At 71.3% G+C, this 21,886-nt stretch carries 18 protein-coding genes; 16 read left to right on the plus strand and 2 right to left on the minus strand.

What is annotated here, in order from left to right; translation table 11 throughout:
- Nucleotides 1–2: 2 nt before the first annotated feature.
- Both ACFCLZ_RS02345 and ACFCLZ_RS02350 read right to left on the minus strand, forming a co-directional pair.
- Nucleotides 3–1,712, minus strand: coding sequence for a proline--tRNA ligase (locus tag ACFCLZ_RS02345; RefSeq protein ID WP_380282909.1), 1,710 nt, complete (start codon nt 1,710–1,712; stop codon nt 3–5).
- 89 nt (nt 1,713–1,801) lie between these two features.
- A complete protein-coding gene (locus ACFCLZ_RS02350) occupies nt 1,802–3,049 on the minus strand; it encodes a helix-turn-helix domain-containing protein (protein WP_380282910.1) in 1,248 nt (415 codons plus the stop codon).
- A 1,104-nt stretch (nt 3,050–4,153) separates the two neighbouring features.
- Here ACFCLZ_RS02350 and asnB point away from each other — a divergent pair.
- The 16 genes from asnB to ACFCLZ_RS02430 all read left to right on the plus strand — a co-directional run bounded on the left by asnB (nt 4,154) and on the right by ACFCLZ_RS02430 (nt 21,404).
- Nucleotides 4,154–6,364, plus strand: a complete 2,211-nt coding sequence (asnB, locus tag ACFCLZ_RS02355) for an asparagine synthase (glutamine-hydrolyzing) (RefSeq protein ID WP_380282911.1) — start codon at nt 4,154–4,156, stop codon at nt 6,362–6,364.
- A complete protein-coding gene (locus tag ACFCLZ_RS02360; RefSeq protein ID WP_380282912.1) occupies nt 6,358–6,648 on the plus strand; it encodes a PqqD family protein in 291 nt (96 codons plus the stop codon). The genes asnB and ACFCLZ_RS02360 overlap by 7 nt, the downstream gene beginning before the upstream one ends.
- Entirely contained in the window at nt 6,645–7,901 is a 1,257-nt protein-coding gene (locus ACFCLZ_RS02365; protein ID WP_380282913.1) for an MFS transporter, read from the plus strand. Before ACFCLZ_RS02360 ends, ACFCLZ_RS02365 begins: the two co-directional genes overlap by 4 nt.
- Complete coding sequence (locus ACFCLZ_RS02370; protein WP_380282914.1) at nt 7,901–8,989, plus strand: diiron oxygenase; 1,089 nt, start codon at nt 7,901–7,903, stop codon at nt 8,987–8,989. The genes ACFCLZ_RS02365 and ACFCLZ_RS02370 overlap by 1 nt, the downstream gene beginning before the upstream one ends.
- Nucleotides 8,990–9,042: 53 nt before the next feature.
- The gene (locus tag ACFCLZ_RS02375) at nt 9,043–9,819 is read left to right on the plus strand and encodes a hypothetical protein (protein ID WP_380282916.1); all 777 of its coding nucleotides are present in this window, start codon (nt 9,043–9,045) and stop codon (nt 9,817–9,819) included.
- Between the two features lie 63 nt (nt 9,820–9,882).
- Nucleotides 9,883–11,349 carry a radical SAM/SPASM domain-containing protein gene (locus tag ACFCLZ_RS02380; protein ID WP_380282917.1) on the plus strand — a complete coding sequence of 489 codons (1,467 nt, stop codon included), beginning with the start codon at nt 9,883–9,885 and terminating at the stop codon, nt 11,347–11,349.
- A 33-nt stretch (nt 11,350–11,382) separates the two neighbouring features.
- Entirely contained in the window at nt 11,383–12,867 is a 1,485-nt protein-coding gene (locus ACFCLZ_RS02385; protein WP_380282918.1) for a B12-binding domain-containing radical SAM protein, read from the plus strand.
- The gene (locus tag ACFCLZ_RS02390) at nt 12,864–14,294 is read left to right on the plus strand and encodes a histidine phosphatase family protein (protein ID WP_380282919.1); all 1,431 of its coding nucleotides are present in this window, start codon (nt 12,864–12,866) and stop codon (nt 14,292–14,294) included. Before ACFCLZ_RS02385 ends, ACFCLZ_RS02390 begins: the two co-directional genes overlap by 4 nt.
- Nucleotides 14,288–14,791, plus strand: coding sequence for a hypothetical protein (locus ACFCLZ_RS02395; RefSeq protein WP_380282920.1), 504 nt, complete (start codon nt 14,288–14,290; stop codon nt 14,789–14,791). Before ACFCLZ_RS02390 ends, ACFCLZ_RS02395 begins: the two co-directional genes overlap by 7 nt.
- The gene (locus ACFCLZ_RS02400; protein ID WP_380282921.1) at nt 14,785–15,606 is read left to right on the plus strand and encodes a nucleoside-diphosphate kinase; all 822 of its coding nucleotides are present in this window, start codon (nt 14,785–14,787) and stop codon (nt 15,604–15,606) included. Before ACFCLZ_RS02395 ends, ACFCLZ_RS02400 begins: the two co-directional genes overlap by 7 nt.
- Complete coding sequence (locus ACFCLZ_RS02405; RefSeq protein WP_380282922.1) at nt 15,603–15,794, plus strand: hypothetical protein; 192 nt, start codon at nt 15,603–15,605, stop codon at nt 15,792–15,794. The genes ACFCLZ_RS02400 and ACFCLZ_RS02405 overlap by 4 nt, the downstream gene beginning before the upstream one ends.
- A complete protein-coding gene (locus tag ACFCLZ_RS02410) occupies nt 15,788–16,039 on the plus strand; it encodes a hypothetical protein (protein WP_380282923.1) in 252 nt (83 codons plus the stop codon). Before ACFCLZ_RS02405 ends, ACFCLZ_RS02410 begins: the two co-directional genes overlap by 7 nt.
- Complete coding sequence (locus ACFCLZ_RS02415) at nt 16,036–17,844, plus strand: carbamoyltransferase (protein WP_380282924.1); 1,809 nt, start codon at nt 16,036–16,038, stop codon at nt 17,842–17,844. The genes ACFCLZ_RS02410 and ACFCLZ_RS02415 overlap by 4 nt, the downstream gene beginning before the upstream one ends.
- 16 nt (nt 17,845–17,860) lie before the next feature.
- The gene (locus tag ACFCLZ_RS02420) at nt 17,861–19,438 is read left to right on the plus strand and encodes a hypothetical protein (RefSeq protein WP_380282925.1); all 1,578 of its coding nucleotides are present in this window, start codon (nt 17,861–17,863) and stop codon (nt 19,436–19,438) included.
- A gap of 53 nt (nt 19,439–19,491) precedes the next feature.
- A complete protein-coding gene (locus tag ACFCLZ_RS02425) occupies nt 19,492–20,574 on the plus strand; it encodes a TauD/TfdA family dioxygenase (protein ID WP_380282927.1) in 1,083 nt (360 codons plus the stop codon).
- Nucleotides 20,571–21,404, plus strand: a complete 834-nt coding sequence (locus ACFCLZ_RS02430) for a hypothetical protein (protein WP_380282929.1) — start codon at nt 20,571–20,573, stop codon at nt 21,402–21,404. Before ACFCLZ_RS02425 ends, ACFCLZ_RS02430 begins: the two co-directional genes overlap by 4 nt.
- The last annotated feature ends 482 nt before the right edge of the window (nt 21,405–21,886 follow it).

Here is a 21,886-nt window from a genome sequence, read left to right on the forward strand (position 1 = left end):
CCTCAGGCTGCCTGTGCGACGGCCTTGCGGACGTGAGCGGAGATCTCGCCGAGCGGGACGTCGACGCTCTCGCCTGTTGCGCGCTCGGTGAACTCCACCGTGCCGCCCGACAGTCCGCGCTTGCCGACCGTCACCCGGAACGGGATCCCGACCAGCTCGCTGTCCTTGAACTTGACGCCGGGCCGCTCGTTCCGGTCGTCGAGGAGGACCTCCACACCGTCCGCGAGAAGCTGCCCGTACAGGTGCTCGCCGGCGGCCGCGACCTCCTCGTCGGCCGGCTGGGCCACCACGATCACGGCCTGGAACGGCGCGACCGCGACCGGCCAGACGATGCCGCGCTCGTCGTGGTGGCACTCGACGATCGAGGCCATGGCCCGCTCGATACCGATGCCGTAGCTGCCCATGATCACATCGGCGGGCTTGCCCGCGGTGTCGAGGACGCGCACGCCGAGCGCGCGGCTGTACTTGTAGCCCAGCTTGAAGATGTGCCCGACCTCGATGGCCTTCTGCACCTGGAGCGGCCCGCCGCAACGGACACAGGGCTCGCCCGCCGCGACCTCGCGGAGATCGGCCCAGCCGGTCACCCGGATGTCCCGCGCCAGGTCGACGCCCCGCAGGTGCACACCGTCCCGGTTCGCGCCCGTGAACATGTCGGTACGACCCCGCAGCGCCTCGTCGGCCAGCACCGGGATCTCCTCCGCCACACCCACGGCGCCCAGGCTGCCGGGCAGGGCGCCCAGCGCCTCCCGGATCTCCTCGGGCCGGGCCGGCCGGACCTCCGCGGCACCGGTCGCGTCGAGGAGCTTCTGCTCCGACAGGACGTGGTCACCGCGCAGCAGGACGAGGGTGAGGACGCCGTCCAGGACGTGGACCAGGGTCTTGATCTGGTGGTCGGCCGGGGCGTCGAAGCGGCCGGCCAGGTCCTCGATCGTACGGACGTCCGGCGTGTCGAAGGGCTCGGGGGCCTGCGGGCCGGCACCGTCCGCACTCGGCGCGAGGGCGGAGGCGGCCTTCTCGACGTTGGCCGCGTAGCCGCACGCGGGACAGTGGACGACGAAGTCCTCGCCGACCTCCGAGGGACACATGAACTCCGTCGAGGCCGAGCCGCCCATGCTTCCGCTGGACGCCTCGACCGCCAGGGCGGGGATGCCCAGCCTGGCGAAGATCCGCTCGTAGGCCCCGCGGTGGAGCTCGAAGGAGTGATCGAGCCCCTCGGGGGCCAGGTCGAAGCTGTAGGAGTCCTTCATCGTGAACTCGCGGGTGCGCATCAGCCCGGCCTTGGGACGCGGCTCGTCGCGGAACTTGGTCTGGAACTGGTACCACATCTGCGGGAGCTGACGATAGGAGTTCAGCTCGAGGGCCAGCGTGGCGAAGATCTCCTCATGGGTCATACCCAGTGCGAGGTCCGAGCCCTTGCGGTCCTTGAGGCGGAACATCTCGTCGCCCATGGAATCCCAGCGCCCGGTACGCTGCCACACTTCCGCCGGGTGCATCGCGGGCAGTGAGAACTCCTGCGCGCCGATCGCGTCCAGCTCCTCGCGGACGACGGCCACGACCTTCGCGCGCACCCGGACCGCCAACGGCAGCAGCGAATAGTGCCCCGACATCAACTGCCTGATATATCCCGCCCGTTGCAGAAGCTGATGGCTCGGCGCATCAGCTTCCGCCGGGTTCTCCCGAAGGGTCGGGATGTGCATCTGGGACCAACGCATGACCGGCTGCTTTCTTCGGGCTCCCGGCTCCGGTTCGGCCGGATCCGCGAAACCCCGACAGGAGAGAACGTGGATGGCGTGTGCAGTGTCTACGAGCGGGTGACGGTCTCCGCCAGAGTCCGCCAGATCTCCTTCGACAGATCGATATTGGAGTTGACCTGGGCCTCCTCCGCCAGCTTCTTCAGTTCCTCGATACCTCCCTCCCGGTCACCGCCGAGAACGCGCAACTGACTCCGCAGCACCTTCAACGCGAGCTGTTCCTGATAGTCGAGAAGGAGACCGCCACCACCCGACGCCGAACCACCGGAATCCCCCTGACGGGTGAGCTCGTCACACAGGGCCTGAGCGTCGGACAGCCTGCCCTGCTGGCAGGCGAGTTGGGCGGCGAGAAGGGTGAACTCCTGGCGCTGGAGCACGGATCCGACGAGATCGAGCGCGGGTGACGCCTCGGCCAGACACTGCGCCGCCCGGTCCAGCCTACGCGGGGACATCTGCAGGCTCAGCGATGCCGCCGCGAGCCGCAGCCGCAGCCAGAGCGTCGGATCGTCCTGACTCCTGAGGAGCCCCAGCGCGGTGCCGAGCCGGCCTTCGGCGCCGCCCTGGTCCCCCAGGCGGAGGTGAACGTGCGCGGTCGTCCAGAGTGCGGTGGCCTGCTGTACCGGCGAGCCGGACTCGGCGAGTCGGTCCAGCTCGGCGGCATGGACACGGGCGTCCACGAGATTACCGATCGCCGTCTCCGTCGACACGAGGACGATCAGCGCGGCCGCTCGGTCGGCGGGGTGGAAATCACGGTCCGCGGTGAGTGCCACCGCCTGCGTGGCGTACAGGTACGCCACCTCCACCTGTCCGGCCGCACGGCACCAGCGGGCGATCCGGGTCAGGGAATAGGCCTGGAGCTCGGGCACCGCGCATTCCTGGGCCAGTTCGAGGAGCTGCTCCAGGGCCTGCAACGCCCGAGCGCGCTCGCCGACCTCCCGGTAGTGGTCGGCCAGCAGTCGGACGGCCTGCCAGCGTTGCACCGCCTCCTCCGGCTCGTACGGAGCCTGCAGGGCGGACTCCAGCAGCCGGGCGGTCCGCTCACCGTCCGCGGTCGCGCAGGCCACGGCGAACGTCCGGGCCAGGGAATCGGCGCGGGGCGGGCGGAATTCCGCGAGAGGAACACCCAAACGGGACGCCAGGTATTTGGCGGCCTTGGGCGTCGGCGGGCGGGCCCCGGACTCCAGCCTGGAGAGGTACCCCGAGGAGATGCCGTCGCCGGCCAACTGCTGTTGCGAGAGCCCGCGTTCCAGTCGGAGCTCGCGCAGGCGCTCACCGAACTCCGGTTGCTGCAGCAACACCGCACGCTCCCTTCGCCAAAAGCCTGGGCCTGTTACCCCGCCAGGCTTGGGAAGATCCCCAGCTCCGAAGGCGCAGGACGTATTTTCCAGAATTGGCAAGGGGTTGGCAAGCCGAGCGACCGAGGGGCCCGCCACGGCCGGGACGCGCAACGGGCCGAATCCGTGGAGACGAACACTTCCACGGATTCGGCCCGAAGGACCTACGAGCCGGCCCGGGGGCGGCTGTGCAAGGGGGTGTCGGCGCGAGGATCCGAGGAGTTCATGCCCGCCAAAGGACGCGCCGTCGACGGGAGCGACAGCCTCGGCCGAAGAGGCCGACCCACCGGGACGTCACGCGAGGGCGTCCGGCGCACCTCAGGGCCAGCCGATCTCCTCGTCCGCCACGGGGTCCACCACCCTGGCCACCTCGCTCGGCCGGGGTGGCTCGTGGAGGAGCGATGGCACGGCGATGAGAAGCCCTGCGGTAGCGACAAGGCTGAGCATGATCTTCACGGCGGTGGCCTTCCAGGCACTGGGCTGGCGGATCGGCTGCGACCCGCTCGACGGAGGTGCCCCATGGCGGCCATTGTCCTCGACATATAGGCACCCTTCGGGCACAGACGGTAGTACAGACCCTTCAGCTTGGCAATTAAGAACTACCTGTTGGCAAATCGATGGCTTTGACCTGGCATCTTTGGATCTTTGCGATCAATTGTCCATATTGGCACCCCAGTTGGTGGGCCGGCGGGTACGTCGAGGCCACCATGAGCAGGTCAATCAAACCGTGTCGATGTCGGACTTAGCGCCACCAGTCAGCCCATTCCCGGTAGTGCCAATGCCCCAAATGGCAAGTGGCTTGACCTTCTTGGCACTTGAGTGTCACTGTTTCTGCCGGGCGACTTGAGCCCAGTGGCACGTTCTCAAGACCCATGAAAGGAGGGGCAATGAAGCGCTACGTCAAGCCGACCGTCAAGCCGGTCACCGCCGCAGCTGTGCTGCGAGGCGTCGTCTGACCTACGGACGGGGCGGGCCGCGCGATCCGGCGCGGCCCGCCATCCGCCGGGGCGGGCGTGCGCGCAAAGGCGTTGGTGGTGACCGGATCAACCGATGAGCGGAGGGTGACAGATGTGTGGCTTGGCAGGCATGGCGCGTCTTGACGGCGCCGACCTTGAAACTTCCGACGTGCAGGTGCTGCACGCCATGTCCCGAAGCCTGGGCCACCGCGGGCCCGACGACGAGGAGACCTCGGTGCGCGGGCCGGTCGGCCTGGCCTTCCGGCGCCTGTCCCTCGTCGACCCCGAGCACGGCGGCCAGCCGTTCGTGAGCCCCGACGGCGACATCGTCCTGATGGCCAACGGGGAGGTCTACAACCACCGCGCCCTGGAAGCCGGCCTGCCGCACGACGTCACGATGCGCACCGACTCCGATTGCGAGGTGCTGGTTCACCTCTACCGCCGGGACGGCCTTCGCTTCCTCGACCAGGTCCAGGGGATGTTCGCCGTCGTCGTCTGGGACCGGGTACGCGGCAAGCTCCTGTTCGCGCGCGATCGCTTCGGCATCAAGCCCCTGCACTACACCCGCAACCGGCGCCGCATCTCGTTCGCCTCGGAGACCAAGGCGCTCTTCCAGGATCCCCAGTGCCCCCGGGAGCTGGACTGGGCCGGTGCGCTCGCCGACCCCTGTGTGAACGGCGCGGCGATGTTCAGCGATGCCCCGGTCACCAACTGGTTCGGCGGGGTCGAGGTGGTCCCCGCCGCCACGATCATCGAGATCGATCTGCGGGACGGGGCGACGGACCGGCACCGGTACTGGGAGTTTCCGCAGGATCCCCACCATGACCTGACCGCGGGCGAGTTCATCGCGGAGTACGGCCGTCTGCTGGCCGAGTCGGTGGAGATGTGCGCGACGGCCGACGCCGAACTCGGCCTGCTGCTGAGCGGGGGCATCGACTCCGCGATGGTGGCCGCACTGGCCTCCCGCACGACACCGATCCACACCTTCACCGCGGTCACCCCCGGCACCCTGGCCAACGGGGATGCCGCCAACGCCCGCCGGACGGCAGCGGAGCTCGGCCTCCCCAACCACCAGATCCTCATGGACGCCGCGGGGATTCCCAGCGTCGAGCAATGGCGGGAACTGCTGTGGCAGCAGGAGAGCCCGCGCTGCGGACCCGAGCAGTTCTACAAGAACGAGCTGTACCGGGCGGCCCGTCAGATGCGCCCGGCTCTGAAGGGCATGCTCCTCGGTCAGGCCAGCGACGAGTTCAACGGCGGCTATCTCGCGGACTTCAGCGGCGGGGGCGGCTGGGCCGGCGCCATGGCCGGACTGCGCCAGATGGCACGACAGACCGCCGCGCACCACCGACCGGGGCTGCTGCCCTTCCTGGAACCGGGGGTCGACGGACTCCTTTCCGACTCCGTGTTCGGGGCCTCCCGGCCAGGTGCGGAGGACCCCTACCGGCAGTACACCCGCCTGAAGTACCGCGACATCCAGCAGTACAACTGCTGGCACGAGGACCGCAACGCCGCAGGCAGCGGCATCGAGGCACGGGTGCCGTTCCTGGACCACCGGCTGGTGGAACTCGTCCTGGGCGTCCCCTCCGTGCTCCGCGAACAACTGCTCTGGGACAAGGCCATCCTCCGGGAGGCGGCGCGCGGTGTGCTGAGCGACCGGGCGCGCGGCACGGCCAAGGTGCCGTTCTTCCACGGCAGCGGGGAGCGGCAGGTCTACCGCTCCTTCTGCCGGATGCTCACCCAGGACGGCGGCGCGCTGTTGGAGGAATCGCTCTCCCAGCGGGGTGCGAAGGAGTTCCTGAACCGGGACGGCGTGATCGAGGCCGTCACGGCCCTCACCGCGAACCCCGCCGCCGTACCGGCCGAGACCGTGCTCCGGCTGGTCAACCTCGGACTCCTGGAATCGATGCTGGGCGATCTGCCGGCTGCCGCGATCGACCGGCCGAAGCGGGTGATCCCGCCACGGGCCGAGGAGCACGACTGGACCGGCGCGGGCCTGGAGGCGATGAGTGCCAGGATGCTGCCGGACGCGGCTGTCGCGCCCGGTACCGCGCTCGCGCTCGGCGACGACGTGGAACTGCTGCACTCGCACTCGGACCCGAAGACCTGGTTCCTGGTCGTCGAAGGGGAACTCGCCTTCTACATCGAGGACACCGTGCCCTCCGACCGCGCCTGGCTGGCCCTGCTCCGCGCGGTGGACGGCCACCGCACACTGGGCGAACTCCTGGCGCTCGCCGCCGCGGCCACCGGGGACGACGTCCACGCCGAGGTCCGTGCCACGCTCCGCGAAGCACTGCTGGACGGGCTGCTGGTCGCATGCTGATCGACGACTCGGACGTCCTCCACCGGTCACTGCGCGCACGGGTGCGGACCTTCGGCGAACTGACCCTGGTCGCCGCCCCCAGCCAGGAGGTCTTCGAGCTGTCCGACGTCTCGGCCGCGGTCTGGCGGCTGCTGGACGGTGAACTGACGTTCGCCGAGCTGGCCGCCACGGTCGCGGACCAGTACGAGGCACCGGCCGATCAGGTGACCGAGGACATTCGCGAGGCCCTCCTCCCGCTCCTGGCCGCAGGGCTCGTCGAGCGGGCCGGCCGGAGTCCGTCGTGACGGCGCTCTCCGACACCACGGCGCCGCCGCGGCGGCTGTCGCTGCTGACGCCGGGGCTCACCCGCACCCTGGGGATCGCCAACCTCTGCCGGACCACCAGCTCCGGGATCCTGCTGTCCACCACGCTGATCTACCTCTCCCGGTCACTGCATCTGAACTCCGCCACGATCGGCCTGGGCTTCGGCGCCGCGGCCGTGCTCGCGATGCTGGTGAGCGTGCCCGGCGGGGCGGCGGCCGACCGGTGGGGAGCCAAACGGGTCACCACAGCGGCCGTCGCGTGCCAAGGAGTGCTCACCGCCTGCTACACCGTGGTCGGCGACACGACCGGCTTCCTCCTGGTCGCCTGCCCGCTCGCGGCGCTGGGCTCCGCTGCGGGCGCGGCCGCCGGCTCGCTGGTCGCGGACGCGGTGCCGCAGGCGGACCGGACCGCGCTGCGCGCGCTGATGCGTTCGGTGGGCAACACCGGTCTCGCCGTCGGCGCGTTGATCGGCGGCGCCGCCGTCCAGTTGGACCGCGAGGAGGGCTTCCTGGCCCTGTTCCTCGCGGCCTGCGCCCTGCAACTGGTGGCAGCCGCCGGCTACTGGCGGCTGCCGGTGTCGAACGACACCACCGGGGCCGCACCGGGACCCCGGGCACGACCACGGACCCGGTCGGTCCTGCGGGACCGCCCGGTGGTCGCACTCGTCGGCGCGGGCGCGGCGCTCAGCCTCAACCAAGGCGTTCTCAACGTGGTCCTCCCGCTCTGGGTCGCGACCGACACCTCGGCGCCCCACTCGGTGTACTCGGCGGTGCTGCTGGTGAACGCCGTCGGCGTGATCCTCTTCCAGGTCCGGGTCAGCAGGAGGATCGACTGCCTGGCGGCCGCCGGCTCCGCGCAACTCCGCTCCGGTCTGCTGTTCGGCGCCTGCTGCCTGCTGTTCATGATGTCGGCCCACGTCCCGCCCTGGGCGGCTGTGGCGGCCCTCCTGCTCGGTTCGCTGGTCCACGTCCTCGGGGAGCTTCGCCAGCAGGCGGGCATGTGGACGATCTCGTACGCCGTGGCCCCGCCCGGCAGGCACGGCGAGTACCAGGGACTGTTCCAGACGTCGTCCCAACTCGCCGACGTGGTGGCACCCGCGGTCGGGGCCGTCCTGATCGCGACCCTGCACGAAGGAGGCTGGCTGGTGCTCGGCGCACTCATGCTGGTGCCGGGCCTGTTCGTGCCGGCGCTCCTGCGCCGTGTCCCCCCGGTGGAATCGAACGGAGCCGAGTGATGTGTGGCAACGCGGGTCTCTTCATCGGCTGCGCAGCGCTGTCCTACTGCCCGCAGGCCCTGCTCACGGGGCCGACGGATCCCGTCGCGGACGCCGCCCCCGGCTCCGGTGCGCCTCCCGCCGCCGGTTCCGCGCCGCCACAGCCCCCCGGGGCCGACGGACAGGACGGCTACCGAAGCCCCTTCGGCTCCTGGTACGAGCGCTCCGCGGTCCGCAGCACACCGCGCCGCGAGATCCCGGCCGAGCACGGGAACGACCGGTTCTTCTCGGCCGACCTGGTCCCGGTGGCCCGCCACCCCCTGGTCCAGGGCCTCCCCCGGCCCGTCCACGATCAGGTCCTGATCCAGCACCTGTACCGGTACCTCGACTTCACCGCGAAGCTGGAGACCCTGGTGGTCAACCGGACCGCGGTCGGCATCGCGCAGGGATCGGTGGGGCTGCCGCTGCCCGATGCCATGCGGATCGACGCCTACCGCATCTACTGCGACGAGGCCTACCACGCGCTGTTCTCGGCGGACCTCGCCCAGCAGGTACGCCAACGGACCGGCATCGCGCCCCTGCTCCCCGCGGAACCGTTCTTCCTGCGCCGACTGCGGGCGTTGACGGCGGACGGACGCCAGGATCTCGCCGCGCTGGTGGAACTGCTCTTCGTCACCGTTTCCGAGACCCTGATCTCGGCGAGCCTGTCCGAGGTGCCGAACGATCCGATGGTCGTGCCGGCGGTCAGCGAGAGCATACGGGACCACGCCATGGACGAAGGACGCCACCACGCGTACTTCGCGGCCTTCCTGCACCACCTCTGGGGATCGTTGGACATCCGGCAGCGACAGCGTGCGGCGCTGCTGGTGCCGGACTTGATCGACGCCTTCCTGCAGCCGGACCGGGAAGCCGTCCGGGCCGAACTGGCCGGGTACGGCCTGACCACCGACGAGTCGTACCAGGTGGTCGCCGAAGTCTTCACCGACGAGGTGGTGGCACAGCACACCGCCGCCACCGCCCGCCAGACCGTTCGCCACTTCGCGGGCCTCGGCGTCCTCGACGTCCCGGAGGTCCAGGAGCGCTTCCTCGCGTCCGGACTGACGTGTTAGCCCGCAGCGTGCCGGCCCCGACGTGTCGGCCACCGGCAGACAGGAGAACGACCGTGGACCATCCGAACTTCCCCGCAGAACTCGCCGCCCGGCGGATGCTGCCGCCGGACACGGTCTGTGTCTTCGCCGCGGGCTCACTGATCCAGGGCTGGGGCAACTCGATGAGCGACTACGACCTCTACGTGGTCGCGCGGGAGGCGTGGTGTCCCGACGGAAGCGTCGCCCACCCGGTCGCGTTGACGCCCGACCGGTTCTTCAGCGAGACGCTCTACGTCGGGAACCGGGTCTGGGAGGTCCGCTACTGGCAAGCCGCGCAGATCGACCAGCTCCTGGAGATGACCGTCTGGGACGGCACCCTGGCCGGGCTGCCCCCCGCCGACCTGCTCGGCCACCAGGAGTCGGTCCTGCTCCAACGGCTGTCGCACGCCAGGGCCTTCAGCGGCGCCCCGTGGCTCGCGGAGCGGGTCGAGCGAAACGCCCGGTCGGCGCTCCGTCCGATGTTCGTGGTCAAGATGCTGGACTTCGCGGACGGCTCGGTCGACGACGCCCTCGGACAGTTGGAGGCGGGAGACCTCCACAGCGCGGTGCTCTCCGCCCGCCGTGGATTCCACTGCGCGGTCGACGCGCTGCTCGCCTCCCACGGCGAGTTCGGGGCGACCCCCAAGTGGCGCGCGAGGCGGTTCCGCGCCGCCGATCCCGCAACGCTCTCCTTCGACCGCTACTGGGAGGTGGAGACCATGCGGTCGCTCGACCCCGGGGACCCGCGCTCGTGGGTCATGGACACCGTCCACCTGACCAAGGACATCGTGCTCGCCGTCGCGGTCCGCTGAAACGAACGGTGGCACGGCCTGTGCGCCACCGCAGCCAACCAATCCGTCCTGTGAAGGATCATCATGGCGACTTCTCCGATCATTCTGCCCGGCCCGGTCACGCCACGGGTCCCCCCGGTGACCGACACCCCGCTGGACCCGGTGGACGTCGTCGTCCGCCACGAGTTCTGCGGACCGCTGCTGTGGAGCAACCGGAAGCACGCGTTCTTCCTCCCCCGCGATCCCGGGGAGGCCTCCCAGGTCACCGCGGCCGTCGCGCGGCGCCGAGCCGGCCTCGCCTGGGACCAGGGCCTCGCCGACACCCTGGCCGCCGAACTGCGCGACCTCGGCCTCGACGGGCAGATCCGTGAGATCCACTCCCCGTACGAGGACCGGCTGAGCGGGCCGCTGGAGATCTACTTCGACTACACGTGGCTGTGCAACCTCGCCCGCCACAAGTGCGGCCAGGACTCCTTCTGCTACGCGGCCGAGTTCCTGGGCCCCACGACGATGCGGGAGCAACGCGTCCGGGAACTGATGGCGGAGCTCTCGCACTGGGGCGTCATGCGCGTGCACCTGGCCGGCGGCGAGCCGACCATCAGCAAGCGCGCCCTGGCCAACTACCTCGACTCGGCGCACGAGCACGGCCTCTACACGTCGATCGCCACCAACGGCCTGCTGATCGACGACGAGGTCCTGGACATCCTCTTCCGGAACAGGCTGAAGTCCGTCAGCTTCAGCATCGACGGAGCCTCCGAATCCACCCACGGCGCGATCCGCGGCGCCGGCCTGTTCGACCGAACCGTCGCCGCCCTGCGGCACACCGTCCGCCGCAAGCACGAGACCGGCTCCTCCACGCGGGTGTGCGTCAAGCCGACCTACGAGCCGTCGACGCCTCACGAGGAACTCGAAGCCCTGGTCCTGCTCGGCATCGACGCAGGCGCCGACGTCGTCAAGTTCGCCAATCCCGAGCGCTGCCTCCATCACGAGGAGGGCTTCTACGCGCGGCAGATCGACGACTACTACGCGACGATCGAGTTCATCGCAACCCTCCAGCGGGACTACGGCTCGCAGATCGCGATCACCAACGTGAGCAACCCGATGGCCGGGTGCGGCGACATCGGGATCCCAGGGCTGAGCGGCTGCATCGGTGGACAGGAACTAATCGCCCTCAACCCCGACGGCAGCGTCACCCCCTGCCTGATGCACCCCCGCAAACTCGGGAACATCGACGACGAGTTCACCGGTCTGCGCGACTTCTGGGCCGGGTCGTCCGCCCTCACGGACTTCTGGGAGGCACTGCAGAAGCCGGCAGGGTGCGACGGCTGCGACATCCACAGCTCCTGCCGCTCCGGCAGCACCACGCGCCGGATCGTCCAGATCGGCCGGTTCAACCCCGACCGGACCTCCGGGGAGTTCAGCGCGTCGAAGGACCCACTGTGCACCAAGGACTACCTGGCCCGGCACCCGGAGAAGTCCCTTCCGGCCGTCGTCGAGGAGCCGGGCGCGCTGCGCCACTTCCGCGAGATCGCCGTCCGCCACTCGCTCTAGCCGGCCGCGGCCGCCGTCACCCTCGGAGGACCCATGAAGATCGCGCTCATCAGCTACTACGACTCCCGGAGGTTCGACGAGTATCCGATCACCCACTCGCTCGGTTCCATGCGGCTGGCCGCCTACCTGCGGGAACGCCACCCCCGCTGGACCGTCCGCCTACGGGCGTTCGACGAACGCGACTGGTCCCCCGCCAGGGCGGGTGAGGCGCTCCTGGCCGAGGGATTCGACGTGGTCGGAGTGCCCGCGTACATCTGGACCCTGGAGAGGTCGCGCGAGCTGACCTCCTTCCTGGCCGCCGCGGCGAAGGCCCCGCTCGTCGCCTGCGGCGGGCCGGAGACCCGGGCGATGGACTGCTCCGACTGGCCCGCGCAGACCGTCTTCGTCATGGGGCAGGGCGAGGAGCCACTGACCTGGCTCTGCGAGCAGCGTCACGACGACGGTGCCTTCACCGGACTCTCCCTGGCTCCCGACCTGGCCCAGCCCCTGTACTCCTCGGTACGGGACCGCAAGGGCGCCTACCGGTTCGCGGTGCCCGACCGGGGTGACCGACGCCTGCCGCACGGCATCCCGCTGTTCGGACCGGAGTTCGACGAGCTGACCCAGGGCGACCCGGTCGAGACCGACTTCGCCTGGTACGAGACGGCACGCGGCTGCATCTACGACTGCAGCTTCTGCGGGCACAACACCCTGCCGTTCTTCGCGACCTTCGATCTCGACTTCGTCCAGGCCGAGATCGGCCACATGCGTGACCGGGGGATCCGGCGCCTCTTCCTGATCGACCCGATCCTGGGCGGCAAGCAGGCGAGGGGCAAGGAGATCCTGCGGATGTTCCGCGACCTCGCGCCCGACATCGCGCTGAGCGCGTACATGCGGCCGGAGTTCCTCGACGAGGAGTTCGTCGAGGTCCTGGTGGAGTCGAACATCCACGAACTCCTGATGGGACTGCAGACGACCAACCCCAACGTGCCCAAGCACGTCCGGGGCAACCACTTCGAGAAGATCATGAAGTTCGTTCCGCACCTGGCCGAACGGGGAGTTCCCTGGCGGGCCGAGCTGATCGTCGGGCTGCCCGGCGACACCATGACGGGCCTCAAGGAGTCCCTGCGCTTCACCGTGGAGGAACTGCGGCCGTGGTCCGTGCACGCCTACCACCTGACGGCCATTCCCGAGACCAAGCTCTTCGAACTGCTCGACCGGACGGACGAGGACATCTGGATCAAGGCGGACAACCGGCTCCGGGTGGTTTCGGCCAGCAGCTACGACGAACACGAGCTGCGCGACATGCTGATCTACGCCGGGGCGGTCACCTCCCTCCACAGCCACCTGAGGGAGTCCGGCACCGGCCGACCGTCCTACGGACTCCTCGACCGGGAGGTCGAACGCATCCTGAGCGACCCGGTCGTGCACCGGTCCGCGCGGGCGGCGTTCATCCGGATGAGCCAGGACCTGGGGCGCGATGTCTGGCAGTCGTACCTGCGCTGGGGCACCGCCCCCGTCATGGCGAGCGCCGGATGAGCCCGGACCCGGGGGTCCGGCTGCTGGTCAGACGGCATGCCGAGTCCCTCTGGAACGCCGAACGCCGCATCCACGGCCGTTCTGCCGGAGCCGGGCTGTCCGCCGCCGGCGCGGCGGAGGCGACGGCGTGGGCCGCGGAACTGCCGTCGGACGGAGTCGGCACCATCTGGTGCAGCGACACCGAACGGGCGACGGCGACGGCCGGACGGGCCGCACAGCGACTGGCGGCGCCACTGCTGCGTACCCCGCTGCTGGCCGAAGCCGGGGCGGGCTGCCTGGAAGGGCTGACCCACGCCGAGGCCGAGCGCCGGAGCCCCGACCACCTCCGGACGTGGCTGGCGCGCGGGGACCTCGACGCGATACCGGAAGCCGAGCCCGGCGACCGACTGCAGGCGCGCGCGCTGGCCTTCCTCGCCGTCGCCGCCGGGCCCGGCGCCACCTCCAGGTTCGGCGGTCTCCAGGTGGTGGTCACCCACGCGGCGTTCCTGCGGTGCCTGGTCAACACGGCCAACAGGCGCTGCCGGACCCGTCCGGTGCCCGTGGCGCACACCGACCGGCACCTGCTGGTGGATCCCTGGCGGATGCTCGCGCCGGCCCGCGTCGGGCCATCGTGGCGGCCGTCCACCCATGCGGTCGATCTGGGCGAGGACGGCCCGTACCTGGTCAAGCAGGTCTCGGCCGGAGCGTCGGAGCGGGAGCTGGCCCGGTACCTCGCCCTGCAGAGGGCCGTCGCCGCCGAGATCGGCTCGCCGCCGCCGCTGGCCGCCGGGGCCCCGTCCGACGGCCCGGCGACGGTGGTCCGCCGGTTCGTGACCGGCGACACGGTGCCGCACCGTCTGGACGTCCGGCAGGAATGGCGGTTGCTCGACTTCTACCAGTGCACCAACAGAGCCCTCCACCGGGCGGTCGGCGCGGCCGACCGGGAACGGCTGCCCTCCCTGGACAACCGCGTCGCCGACGCCCTGCGTGGAACCGAGACCGAGGCGTCCGCGCCGCTGCGCCGCCTGGCCGCGGACCGCAGGGTCGCCGCCCTGCTGTCCGACCGGTCGACCGTGACCGACCACGACCTGCACCGCGACAACACGTTGCGGACGCCGCACGGACTGGTGCAGATCGACCTGGAGGGCCTGAGTACCGGCCCCGCGAGCTGGGCCGACGCCTGTGCCCTCACCGGCGCCTCCGCCCTCTACCCGGGAGCGGTCCAAAGCGCCGACGGCGCTCGACCGCACCGTCTGCTGCTCCGGGGAGACTCGCAGCGCGCGGCCGAACTGCGGGTCCTGACCACGATCCGGCTGCTGCTCGGCCTCACGTTCTTCCTCACCGGCCCCCGTGCGTCCGCCGGCGCACCGGCCCGTGCCTACGCGGAGCTGTACCGGGCCGCGCTGGCGGCCCTGGGCCCTGATCAGGCGCTGGAGCCGGCATGCTGAGCGCCGGCCGCGAGATCGAGCGCCGCTTCCTGGTCGCCGACCACTCGATCGTGCGGGGGCGCTCCGGGAACCGGATCGCCCAGGCCTACCTGTTCGCCGACTCCCGCACGATCCTGCGGGTGGGCCGCCGGCACGGCGGCTGGCGTCTGACGGTGAAGGAAGCCGACGCGCGGGTGGCTCGCCGGGAGTTCCACGCGATGCTCCCCGACCCGTTCGGTCACGAGCTGTTCGACTCGCCGTACGCCAGGGTCTCCGTGAAGTGCCGCCACCCGGTGGAGCACGCGGGCCGGCTCTGGCTGGTCGACGTCTTCGAAGGTGCCATGAAGGGCCTTGTCCTCGCCGAGATCGAACTGTCCGACGAGGCCGAGCGGATCGACGTTCCCCCGTGGTGCGGCGAGGAGGTGACCACCGTCCCCGGGTACAGCGACCACGCACTGGCGGTGCCGCGGCGGCTTGTGGTCACCCCGCGGGAGCGACAGGAGGCCGAACCGTGGTGAACGGCCTCCCGGAGGAACGTTCCTTCCTGCTGTTCAAGCCCGACGGTGTCGAGCGTGGCCTGGTCGAGCACGGCGTCGCGGCAGTGCGCCGGACAGGCCTGGGGGTGGTGGAGCGGCGCCGGTTCCTCCTGACCGAGGGCCAGATCGGCGGTCTGTACGCGCAGGTGGATCCCGAGGCCCGACCGCTGACCGCCGGTCTCCTGCGCAGGTGCCTCACCGGCCGCCCGGTGGAGTTGGTCGTCGTCCGCGGACCGCACGCCCGGGGCAGCTTGCTGGAGGTCAAAGCCGCCCTGCGGAGCGCGTTCGGCAGTGTCATCTATGCCAACATCGTGCACTGCCCGGACACCGACGACGAGGTCGCCGACCAGCTGAAGGTCCTGGACGGTGACGGGCGCGGCCGGTTCCGACCGGTGCGGCCGTCCTGGCAGGGATGGGGTCGGGAACGGATCGAGGCGGCTCTGGACGCCTGGTGGGCGGACGTTCCCAGGATCGGCCGGGACCGGCCCACCCGCTGGGCGCGGCCGTCCCCCCAGGCCGAGCACCGCGTCCGGATCGCGGTCCCCGAGCGGTGGGTGATCGCCTTCGACGACATCGCGGTCCTGCTGGCGCAGCTGGCCGCCACGGACGACCCGGGCTACGCGGTACGCGCCACGCTGGCCGCGCTGTACGACGCCGGCGGGCTGGCGATCGGTGCCGGCTCTTCCCGGCACGCCGAAGAACTTGCCGATCGTGCACAGGAGTTCGGACTGCTCGCAGAGGTCGACGAGCCGTCGTCCGCAAGAGCCTCGGATATGTGTGAAGGAGACACAAGATGAAGAAGCCGCAGAACTCGGTGACGCACTCGGCTTCCGACGCCGTACTCGGTTTCCTCGCCCGCACGGCCACCGTGCTGCTCCAGCGGGCCCGTCCCCGGCGCCCGTCCGGGGAGGAGCGATCGGCCGCCGAGCTGACCAGGCTCCGTGAGGCCCGCAACCGCGCCGGCGACAGCTACCCGCTGTGGTGACCGCGCCGCCGGCCGGCCGCCTGCGGGTCTGCTACCGCCTCCTGATCACCCCGATCGCCTGGGGCAGGCGGCTGGCCCTGCGTGACGACCCGTTCGACGTGCGTGCGTTCGGCCGAGGCACCGGCTCGGTCCTGCACGAGCTCAACCACGAGTTCACGGCAGCCGACTTCACCGCCCGGGCGGCCCGGCAACGGCCCTGGCGGTGGCTCCGCCCGACCGGAACGCCGAATCGGCGGCGGCCATGACGCGCATCATCGGGATATCGGCCTTCTACCACGACAGCGCGGCCGCTCTTGTGGTCGACGGCGAATTGGTCGCCGCAGCACAGGAGGAGCGGTTCTCGCGCCGCAAGCACGACCCGTCCTTTCCCCAGCAGTCGATCGCCTTCCTGCTGGAGCACGCACCGGGGCCGGTCGACGCGGTCGCGTACTACGAGTCACCCTGGCTCAAACGCCACCGGGTCCGCAGCACCGTTCTCGCCGCGGCCCCGCACGGTCTCGACGGCTTCGCACTCGCCCTGGCCGGCGGTGCGCTGCGCCGGGACACCACACAGAGGGCCTTGCGGCACGGCCTGCGGATCGCGGGACTGCCGGCGGACACCCCGCTGCTGTGGTCCCGCCACCACCTGTCGCATGCGGCCAGCGCCTACTACCCCTCGCCGTTCGAGCGGGCCGCGGTTCTGACTGTCGACGGGGTCGGCGAGTATGCCACGACCGGCCTCTTCCTGGGATCGGGCCACCGCATCCAAGCGCTCGCCGAGCAGCGGTTTCCGCATTCCCTCGGCCTGCTGTACTCGGCGGTCACGTACTTCTGCGGTTTCAAGGTGGACAGCGGCGAGTACAAGCTGATGGGCCTCGCGGCCTACGGCGACCCGCGGAGCGCGCGGACCGCCGGTCTGCGCAAGCTCATCACCGAGCATCTCATCGACATCCGACCCGACGGGTCGTTCCTGCTCAACCTGCGCCACTTCGCCTTCCATCGCGGCGGCACGATCATCGACGCCGGCGACTGGGAGGAACTCCTCGGCCTGCGACGCCGCCTTCCGGAGACCCCGGTGGGCGACGAGCACGCCAACCTGGCGCTCGCCGTCCAGCAGGTGACCGAGGAGGTCATGCTTCGGCTGGCCCGGCTCGCCCGTTCCCGCAGCGGCAGCACGGCGCTGTGCCTGGCGGGAGGAGTGGCGCTCAACTGCGTCGCCAACACCAGGATTCTGCGGGACGCGGGATTCGACGACGTCTGGATCCAGCCCGCCGCCGGTGACGCCGGCGGCGCGGCGGGTGCGGCACTCGCGGCGTACCACCTCGCGCTCGGTGGTCCCCGTCCGTCCGGCCCACGACCGGACGGCCCACGACCGGACGGCATGAACGGTGCCCTGCTCGGCCCCGAGGTGTCCCCCGGCTCCGTTGCCCGGCTGAAGGACCGGTACGGAGCCGACTACGAGCGGTACGGCGAGTTCGACGCGCTGGCGGCCGTGGTCGCGGGTGAACTGGCCGCCGGCAAGGTCGTCGGCTGGGTACAGGGGCGCATGGAGTTCGGCCCCAGGGCGCTGGGAAACCGCAGCATCCTCGCCGACCCCAGGAATCCCGAGACCAAGGCGTGGCTGAACACCCACATCAAGGCGCGGGAGGACTTCCGGCCGTTCGCCCCGTCCGTCCTCGCCGAAGCCGCCGAACACTACTTCGAGGCGCCGGCCCAGTCGCGCTACATGCTGCTGACCACCGATGTGCGCCGTTCCCCCGAAGGGGCGGTCGACGCCTCTCCGATCCCGGCCGCCACTCACGTCGACGGCAGCGCGCGACACCACACGGTGGAGGAGCCGAGAAACCCCCGACTGTGGCGGCTCCTGACCGAGTTCGAGCGTCTGACGGGGTGTTCCGCCCTGGTCAACACCAGTTTCAACGTCCGCGGCGAGCCGATGGTGGCCTCCGCCGACGACGCGTACCGGTGCTTCCTGCGGGCCGGCATCGACCTGCTGGTCCTGGGCGACTGCCTGTTCCGCCTGGACCGCCAGAGCGCCCGGATCGACCATGCCGCCCTCCCACTCGACTGACCGATCGGATCACACCATGGCGACAGCCCTTCTCTGCCAAGGCTGGCCGCGCGGCCTCGGAGCGGCCGTCCGCCACGCCGAGGCCGCCGGCCGAAGCCCGGCGCTGCTCCTGCTGCCGGCCGACACGGCCACCCGGTGGCAGCGGGGCCGGGCGGCCACGGCCGACCGGCCCGCGCTCACGGTCCTTCCCGTCCCCGATGAGGACCTCGCCGCCGGCGTACTCGCCGGTGGCGTGCGGCGGGCCCTGCGCGCGGCCCGGATCGACGAGTTGCTCGTCTTCCGCAACGACGGTGGCCACCTCGACCTCGGTACGGCGGCCTGGATCGCACTGCGCATCGGGGTTCGGCGACTTCTCGTCCTGCGGGACGGCGCGCTGGAACGGTACGACCGACGGGCTCTCCTTCGTCTGGTGGCGCGCGATACCGGGCGCCACCTGCGCGAGCGACTGGGTGAGCGACTGCGCGAGCGCCCCGGCGGGACCGGTGCGGAGAAGGCGCCCGCGCCGGAGCTCTTCGACCCGGTGGCGGGCAGATTCCTGCCCCGCGGTGGCGAGTTCGCCGGTGTCGACGCGCGCGGCGGCCTCGACGTCAGCCCGCTCGGGTTCCTACGGGTGCCGGGCATGCCGGAGCCGTCCAGCCTGGAGCCCACCGGCCGCACCCGGGTGGTGATGCTCGGTGGCAGTGCGCTGTACGGGCTGGGTTTGGGAAGCAACGGCACGACCATCCCGGCGGGCTTGTACCGACGCCTGGTGGACGCCGGGTCCGACTGCGAAGTCCTCAGCTTCGCCGTCCCCGGCGGATGGTCGCGGGGCGAGTCGGCCATGCTCCTGTACCGCTTGCGGTACGCGGAACCGGACATCGTGGTCTCGCTGTCCGGCTGGAACGACTTCAACACGCTGTTCGCCATGGAACTGGTCAACGGGCCGGGCGCCGACGTCGTCAACTGGACCTTCTCCGATCACCACCACTACCTGCGCGTCCACGCACCGCACGAGATCGATTCGACCGGGGTTCCGTTCTCCCACAAGCCCTCCGTCCGGAGGAACCTCGCCCAGCTCGACTCCTCGGCGTTCCCCGAGTCCGGCGAGCGGATCCGCCGCACGCTGTGGCTCGACAACCAGGCGCTGATGGCCGCCGCCTGTGAGCGCCACGGCATCCGGTTCGTCTGCGCCCTCCAGCCCCACTCGCTCCTGCAGACGACCGTGGACCGCGGATTCACCCGCGACTGGGTGGAATCGCACTACGACTTCGCCTTCGCCGACCGTGTGCGGAGCGCCGGATCCCTCTTCGACGGCTATGCCCGGACGATCGAATCCGTCTACACGACCTACCGGTCCGGTCTGGCCCGGCTGGCCGACCGGTTTCCGTCCGCGACGTTCCTGGACCTCTCCGACGCCCTCGCCGACGAGCCCGCGCCCGGCTTCCTCGACGGCGTCCATCCGACGCAGACGGGCGCGGCCGTCCTGGCCGACCGCCTGGCCGACACGGTACTCGCACACCTGGGCACCACCCGGACCACCGGGGCGGACCGGCAGGGGACCGGGCCCGGCACACCGCCACGAGGGGAGCGGCGGGCCGAGCAGACCGCGCGATGAACCCGACCGGCCGGGCGACAGACCGAACACCGAACCCCACGAGAGGACGCGAGATGACACCACGACAGGCCTCCACCGCCGAGATGCTGCGCACACCGCTGGACGGCCCGGCCTCCTGGCGCGGCGAGGAACTCCGGACCCGGCGCCGGACCTGGGTCGAGGAACTGACACGTGAGGAGAGCGGCGAACTCGTCGCGCTCGCCCGCACCGTGGTCGAGGAAGCGGACACGTTCCACCGGCTGGACCCTCGGCGGTTCCACGCACCCGCCCTGGCGGCACGGGCCCGCCGCCGCCGGAGCGCGTTGGAGAGCGGCACCGGCGTCCTGCTGCTGCGAGGCGTGCCGGTGGCCGGCCACACCCCGCAGCAGATCGCCGTGATGTACTGGGCGCTCGGACTGACCGTTGGCATCCCCACCCCCCAGGACAAGCGCGAACTCTATCTCGCCCACGTCCGGGAGCAGGGCCGCCCGGGTCCCGACCGCTTCGCCTACCAGACCAACGTGGAACTGCCCTTCCACACCGACTGGTGCGACGTGGTGTCCCTGCTGTGCGTGGCCCCGTCGCCGCACGGGGGCACGTCACGGATCGCCAGCTCGGTCACCGTCTACAACGAGTTGCTGCGCCGCCGTCCCGATCTCGCCGAGGCCCTCTACGAGCCGATGTGGATGAACAACAAGGACGAGGCGGACGGAGCGAAGCTCCCCCACTACGCGGCCTCGCACATCTCGTGGCTCGACGGGAAGCTCTCCTTCCGCCGCCGGCCCTCGTGGCGGCGACGAGCGGCGACCGACGGCCGACCCGAGTACCTCCAGCCCACGGCGGCCGACGGCCCGCCGCCGCCGAGCGCGGCACAGACCCGGGCCTTGGAGCTGGTGGACGAGATCGCCCGGGAGGACGGCGTCGCCCTGGCCATGGATCTCGAAGCCGGCGACGCCCAGTTCATCAACAACCATGTGATCCTGCACGCGCGCGACGCGTTCCAGGACGGTGGGGAGCCACACCGGAAGCGGCATCTGATGCGGCTGTGGCTGACTGTGCCGGGCGGGCGGCGACTGCAGCAGGAGTACGCGCGGGGGATCGCCCGGCAGTCCTCGCTCCCGGGCGGCCGGTGCGCGGCGTGGGGCGAGGACGCGTGAGCACGGTCCCTGCCGGCCGGTCCTCCGGTGCTCCGGTCGCCACGGACCGGCGTTCCGTCGCCGAGAGCGTCATGGCCTGCCGGGAGCGGTTGGCGGCCACGCACTGGCACCGCCCCGAGGAGTCGCTGGCCGCTGTGACGGAGGTGCTGCGACGACTTCGCGAGCCCGCCTGCCTCGCCGCGCTGATCAGCGCCGCGCGCACCGACCCCGAACTGCTGGGGCTGTCCGAGCGCCGGCCCTGGGGAGACCGGATGGTCGTCCTGCGCGAGCCCGCCACCGACACCCGGCTGCGCCTGCAGTACTGGCGCGGCGGTTCGGGGGACCCACACGGGCGTCCGCACAACCACCGGTGGCCGTTCGCCTCCACGATCCTGCACGGCAGCTACGAGCATCGGCTCTACGGGACGGTCGACGAGGTGGAAGCACGCCTGGGCACCGGCCCGGCCGAGCCCCTGGAGCGACGTACGGAGCGTGTGGGGAGCCTGTACGCTCTCACGCCGCAGCACGTCCATGCGGCGAACGCGGTACCCGGAACCGTGTCGCTCCTGCTGCGCGGACCCGCGATCGGCACCTACGCCGTCCGTCTCGACGAAGGGCTGACCGCCTTCTCGGAGCGCAAGCGGGGTGTGGCCACCGAATCGACGGCCGAACGTCCGCAGGAGGCGTTCACCACCGGGACGGCGGACGACCTCATCGCGGCCCTGGCAGCGCTGGGCGTCCTGGGGCGGTACCAGGCGTCCTCGCCGGTCGCCGGGCGCAGCGGGCCCGTCGCCGCGGCGAGGCCCACCGACAGTGACGTCCGGGTCGGTTTCCCGTCCGGCAGCCCGTAGCGGACGAAGGGGGCGATCGGCCGGGCGGCCAGGCGCGTGCGGACGTCAGTCCCGTCGGGGGCCAGGTGGACGTTCGCGGTCCGCTCGCCGGCCGGCGGTGTCCAGCTGCCCCGGACCCACGAGGGGCGCTCGTGTTCCGTCCGGCAGACGTCGACCGTCGGTGTCCCCAACCGCTCGGCCCACGGCAGCAGTTCGGGCAGGCGGGCGAGCCTCGCGGCGGGCCGTGCCGATCGCCGGGGCCTTCATCGGAGCGCGCAGGTCCGGCGGGCCGGGGGTGGAGGAGGCGCGGTTCAGCGACCCCGGGAACCACCCGGCCGATGCGACCGCCGGCACCAGGAGGGCGACCAGCACCCGCCGTGCCCGCGCCACGGGTTCCTCCCCCGATCGACGGTAGGGGCACGGCGCCGGCCAGGTCGGCCGATCGCGTTCCCGTGCGGGGGCGGCTCGTGGGCGGGGCTGCGCAGCGGGCGGTCCCGGGCCTG

Source organism: Kitasatospora purpeofusca (assembly GCF_042691725.1).
GTDB classification, from domain to species: domain Bacteria; phylum Actinomycetota; class Actinomycetes; order Streptomycetales; family Streptomycetaceae; genus Kitasatospora; species Kitasatospora purpeofusca_B.

Bases quoted from the DNA above. Each gene is read 5' to 3' on its own strand.
- ACFCLZ_RS02425 (WP_380282927.1), top strand. From the start codon at position 19,492: ATGACACCACGACAGGCCTCCACCGCCGAGATGCTGCGCACACCGCTG.
- ACFCLZ_RS02395 (WP_380282920.1), top strand. From the start codon at position 14,288: ATGCTGAGCGCCGGCCGCGAGATCGAGCGCCGCTTCCTGGTCGCCGAC.
- ACFCLZ_RS02385 (WP_380282918.1), top strand. From the start codon at position 11,383: ATGAAGATCGCGCTCATCAGCTACTACGACTCCCGGAGGTTCGACGAG.
- ACFCLZ_RS02360 (WP_380282912.1), top strand. From the start codon at position 6,358: ATGCTGATCGACGACTCGGACGTCCTCCACCGGTCACTGCGCGCACGG.
- ACFCLZ_RS02415 (WP_380282924.1), top strand. From the start codon at position 16,036: ATGACGCGCATCATCGGGATATCGGCCTTCTACCACGACAGCGCGGCC.
- asnB (WP_380282911.1), top strand. From the start codon at position 4,154: ATGTGTGGCTTGGCAGGCATGGCGCGTCTTGACGGCGCCGACCTTGAA.
- ACFCLZ_RS02390 (WP_380282919.1), top strand. From the start codon at position 12,864: ATGAGCCCGGACCCGGGGGTCCGGCTGCTGGTCAGACGGCATGCCGAG.
- ACFCLZ_RS02370 (WP_380282914.1), top strand. From the start codon at position 7,901: ATGTGTGGCAACGCGGGTCTCTTCATCGGCTGCGCAGCGCTGTCCTAC.
- ACFCLZ_RS02405 (WP_380282922.1), top strand. From the start codon at position 15,603: ATGAAGAAGCCGCAGAACTCGGTGACGCACTCGGCTTCCGACGCCGTA.
- ACFCLZ_RS02345 (WP_380282909.1), bottom strand. From the start codon at position 1,712: ATGCGTTGGTCCCAGATGCACATCCCGACCCTTCGGGAGAACCCGGCG.
- ACFCLZ_RS02420 (WP_380282925.1), top strand. From the start codon at position 17,861: ATGGCGACAGCCCTTCTCTGCCAAGGCTGGCCGCGCGGCCTCGGAGCG.
- ACFCLZ_RS02380 (WP_380282917.1), top strand. From the start codon at position 9,883: ATGGCGACTTCTCCGATCATTCTGCCCGGCCCGGTCACGCCACGGGTC.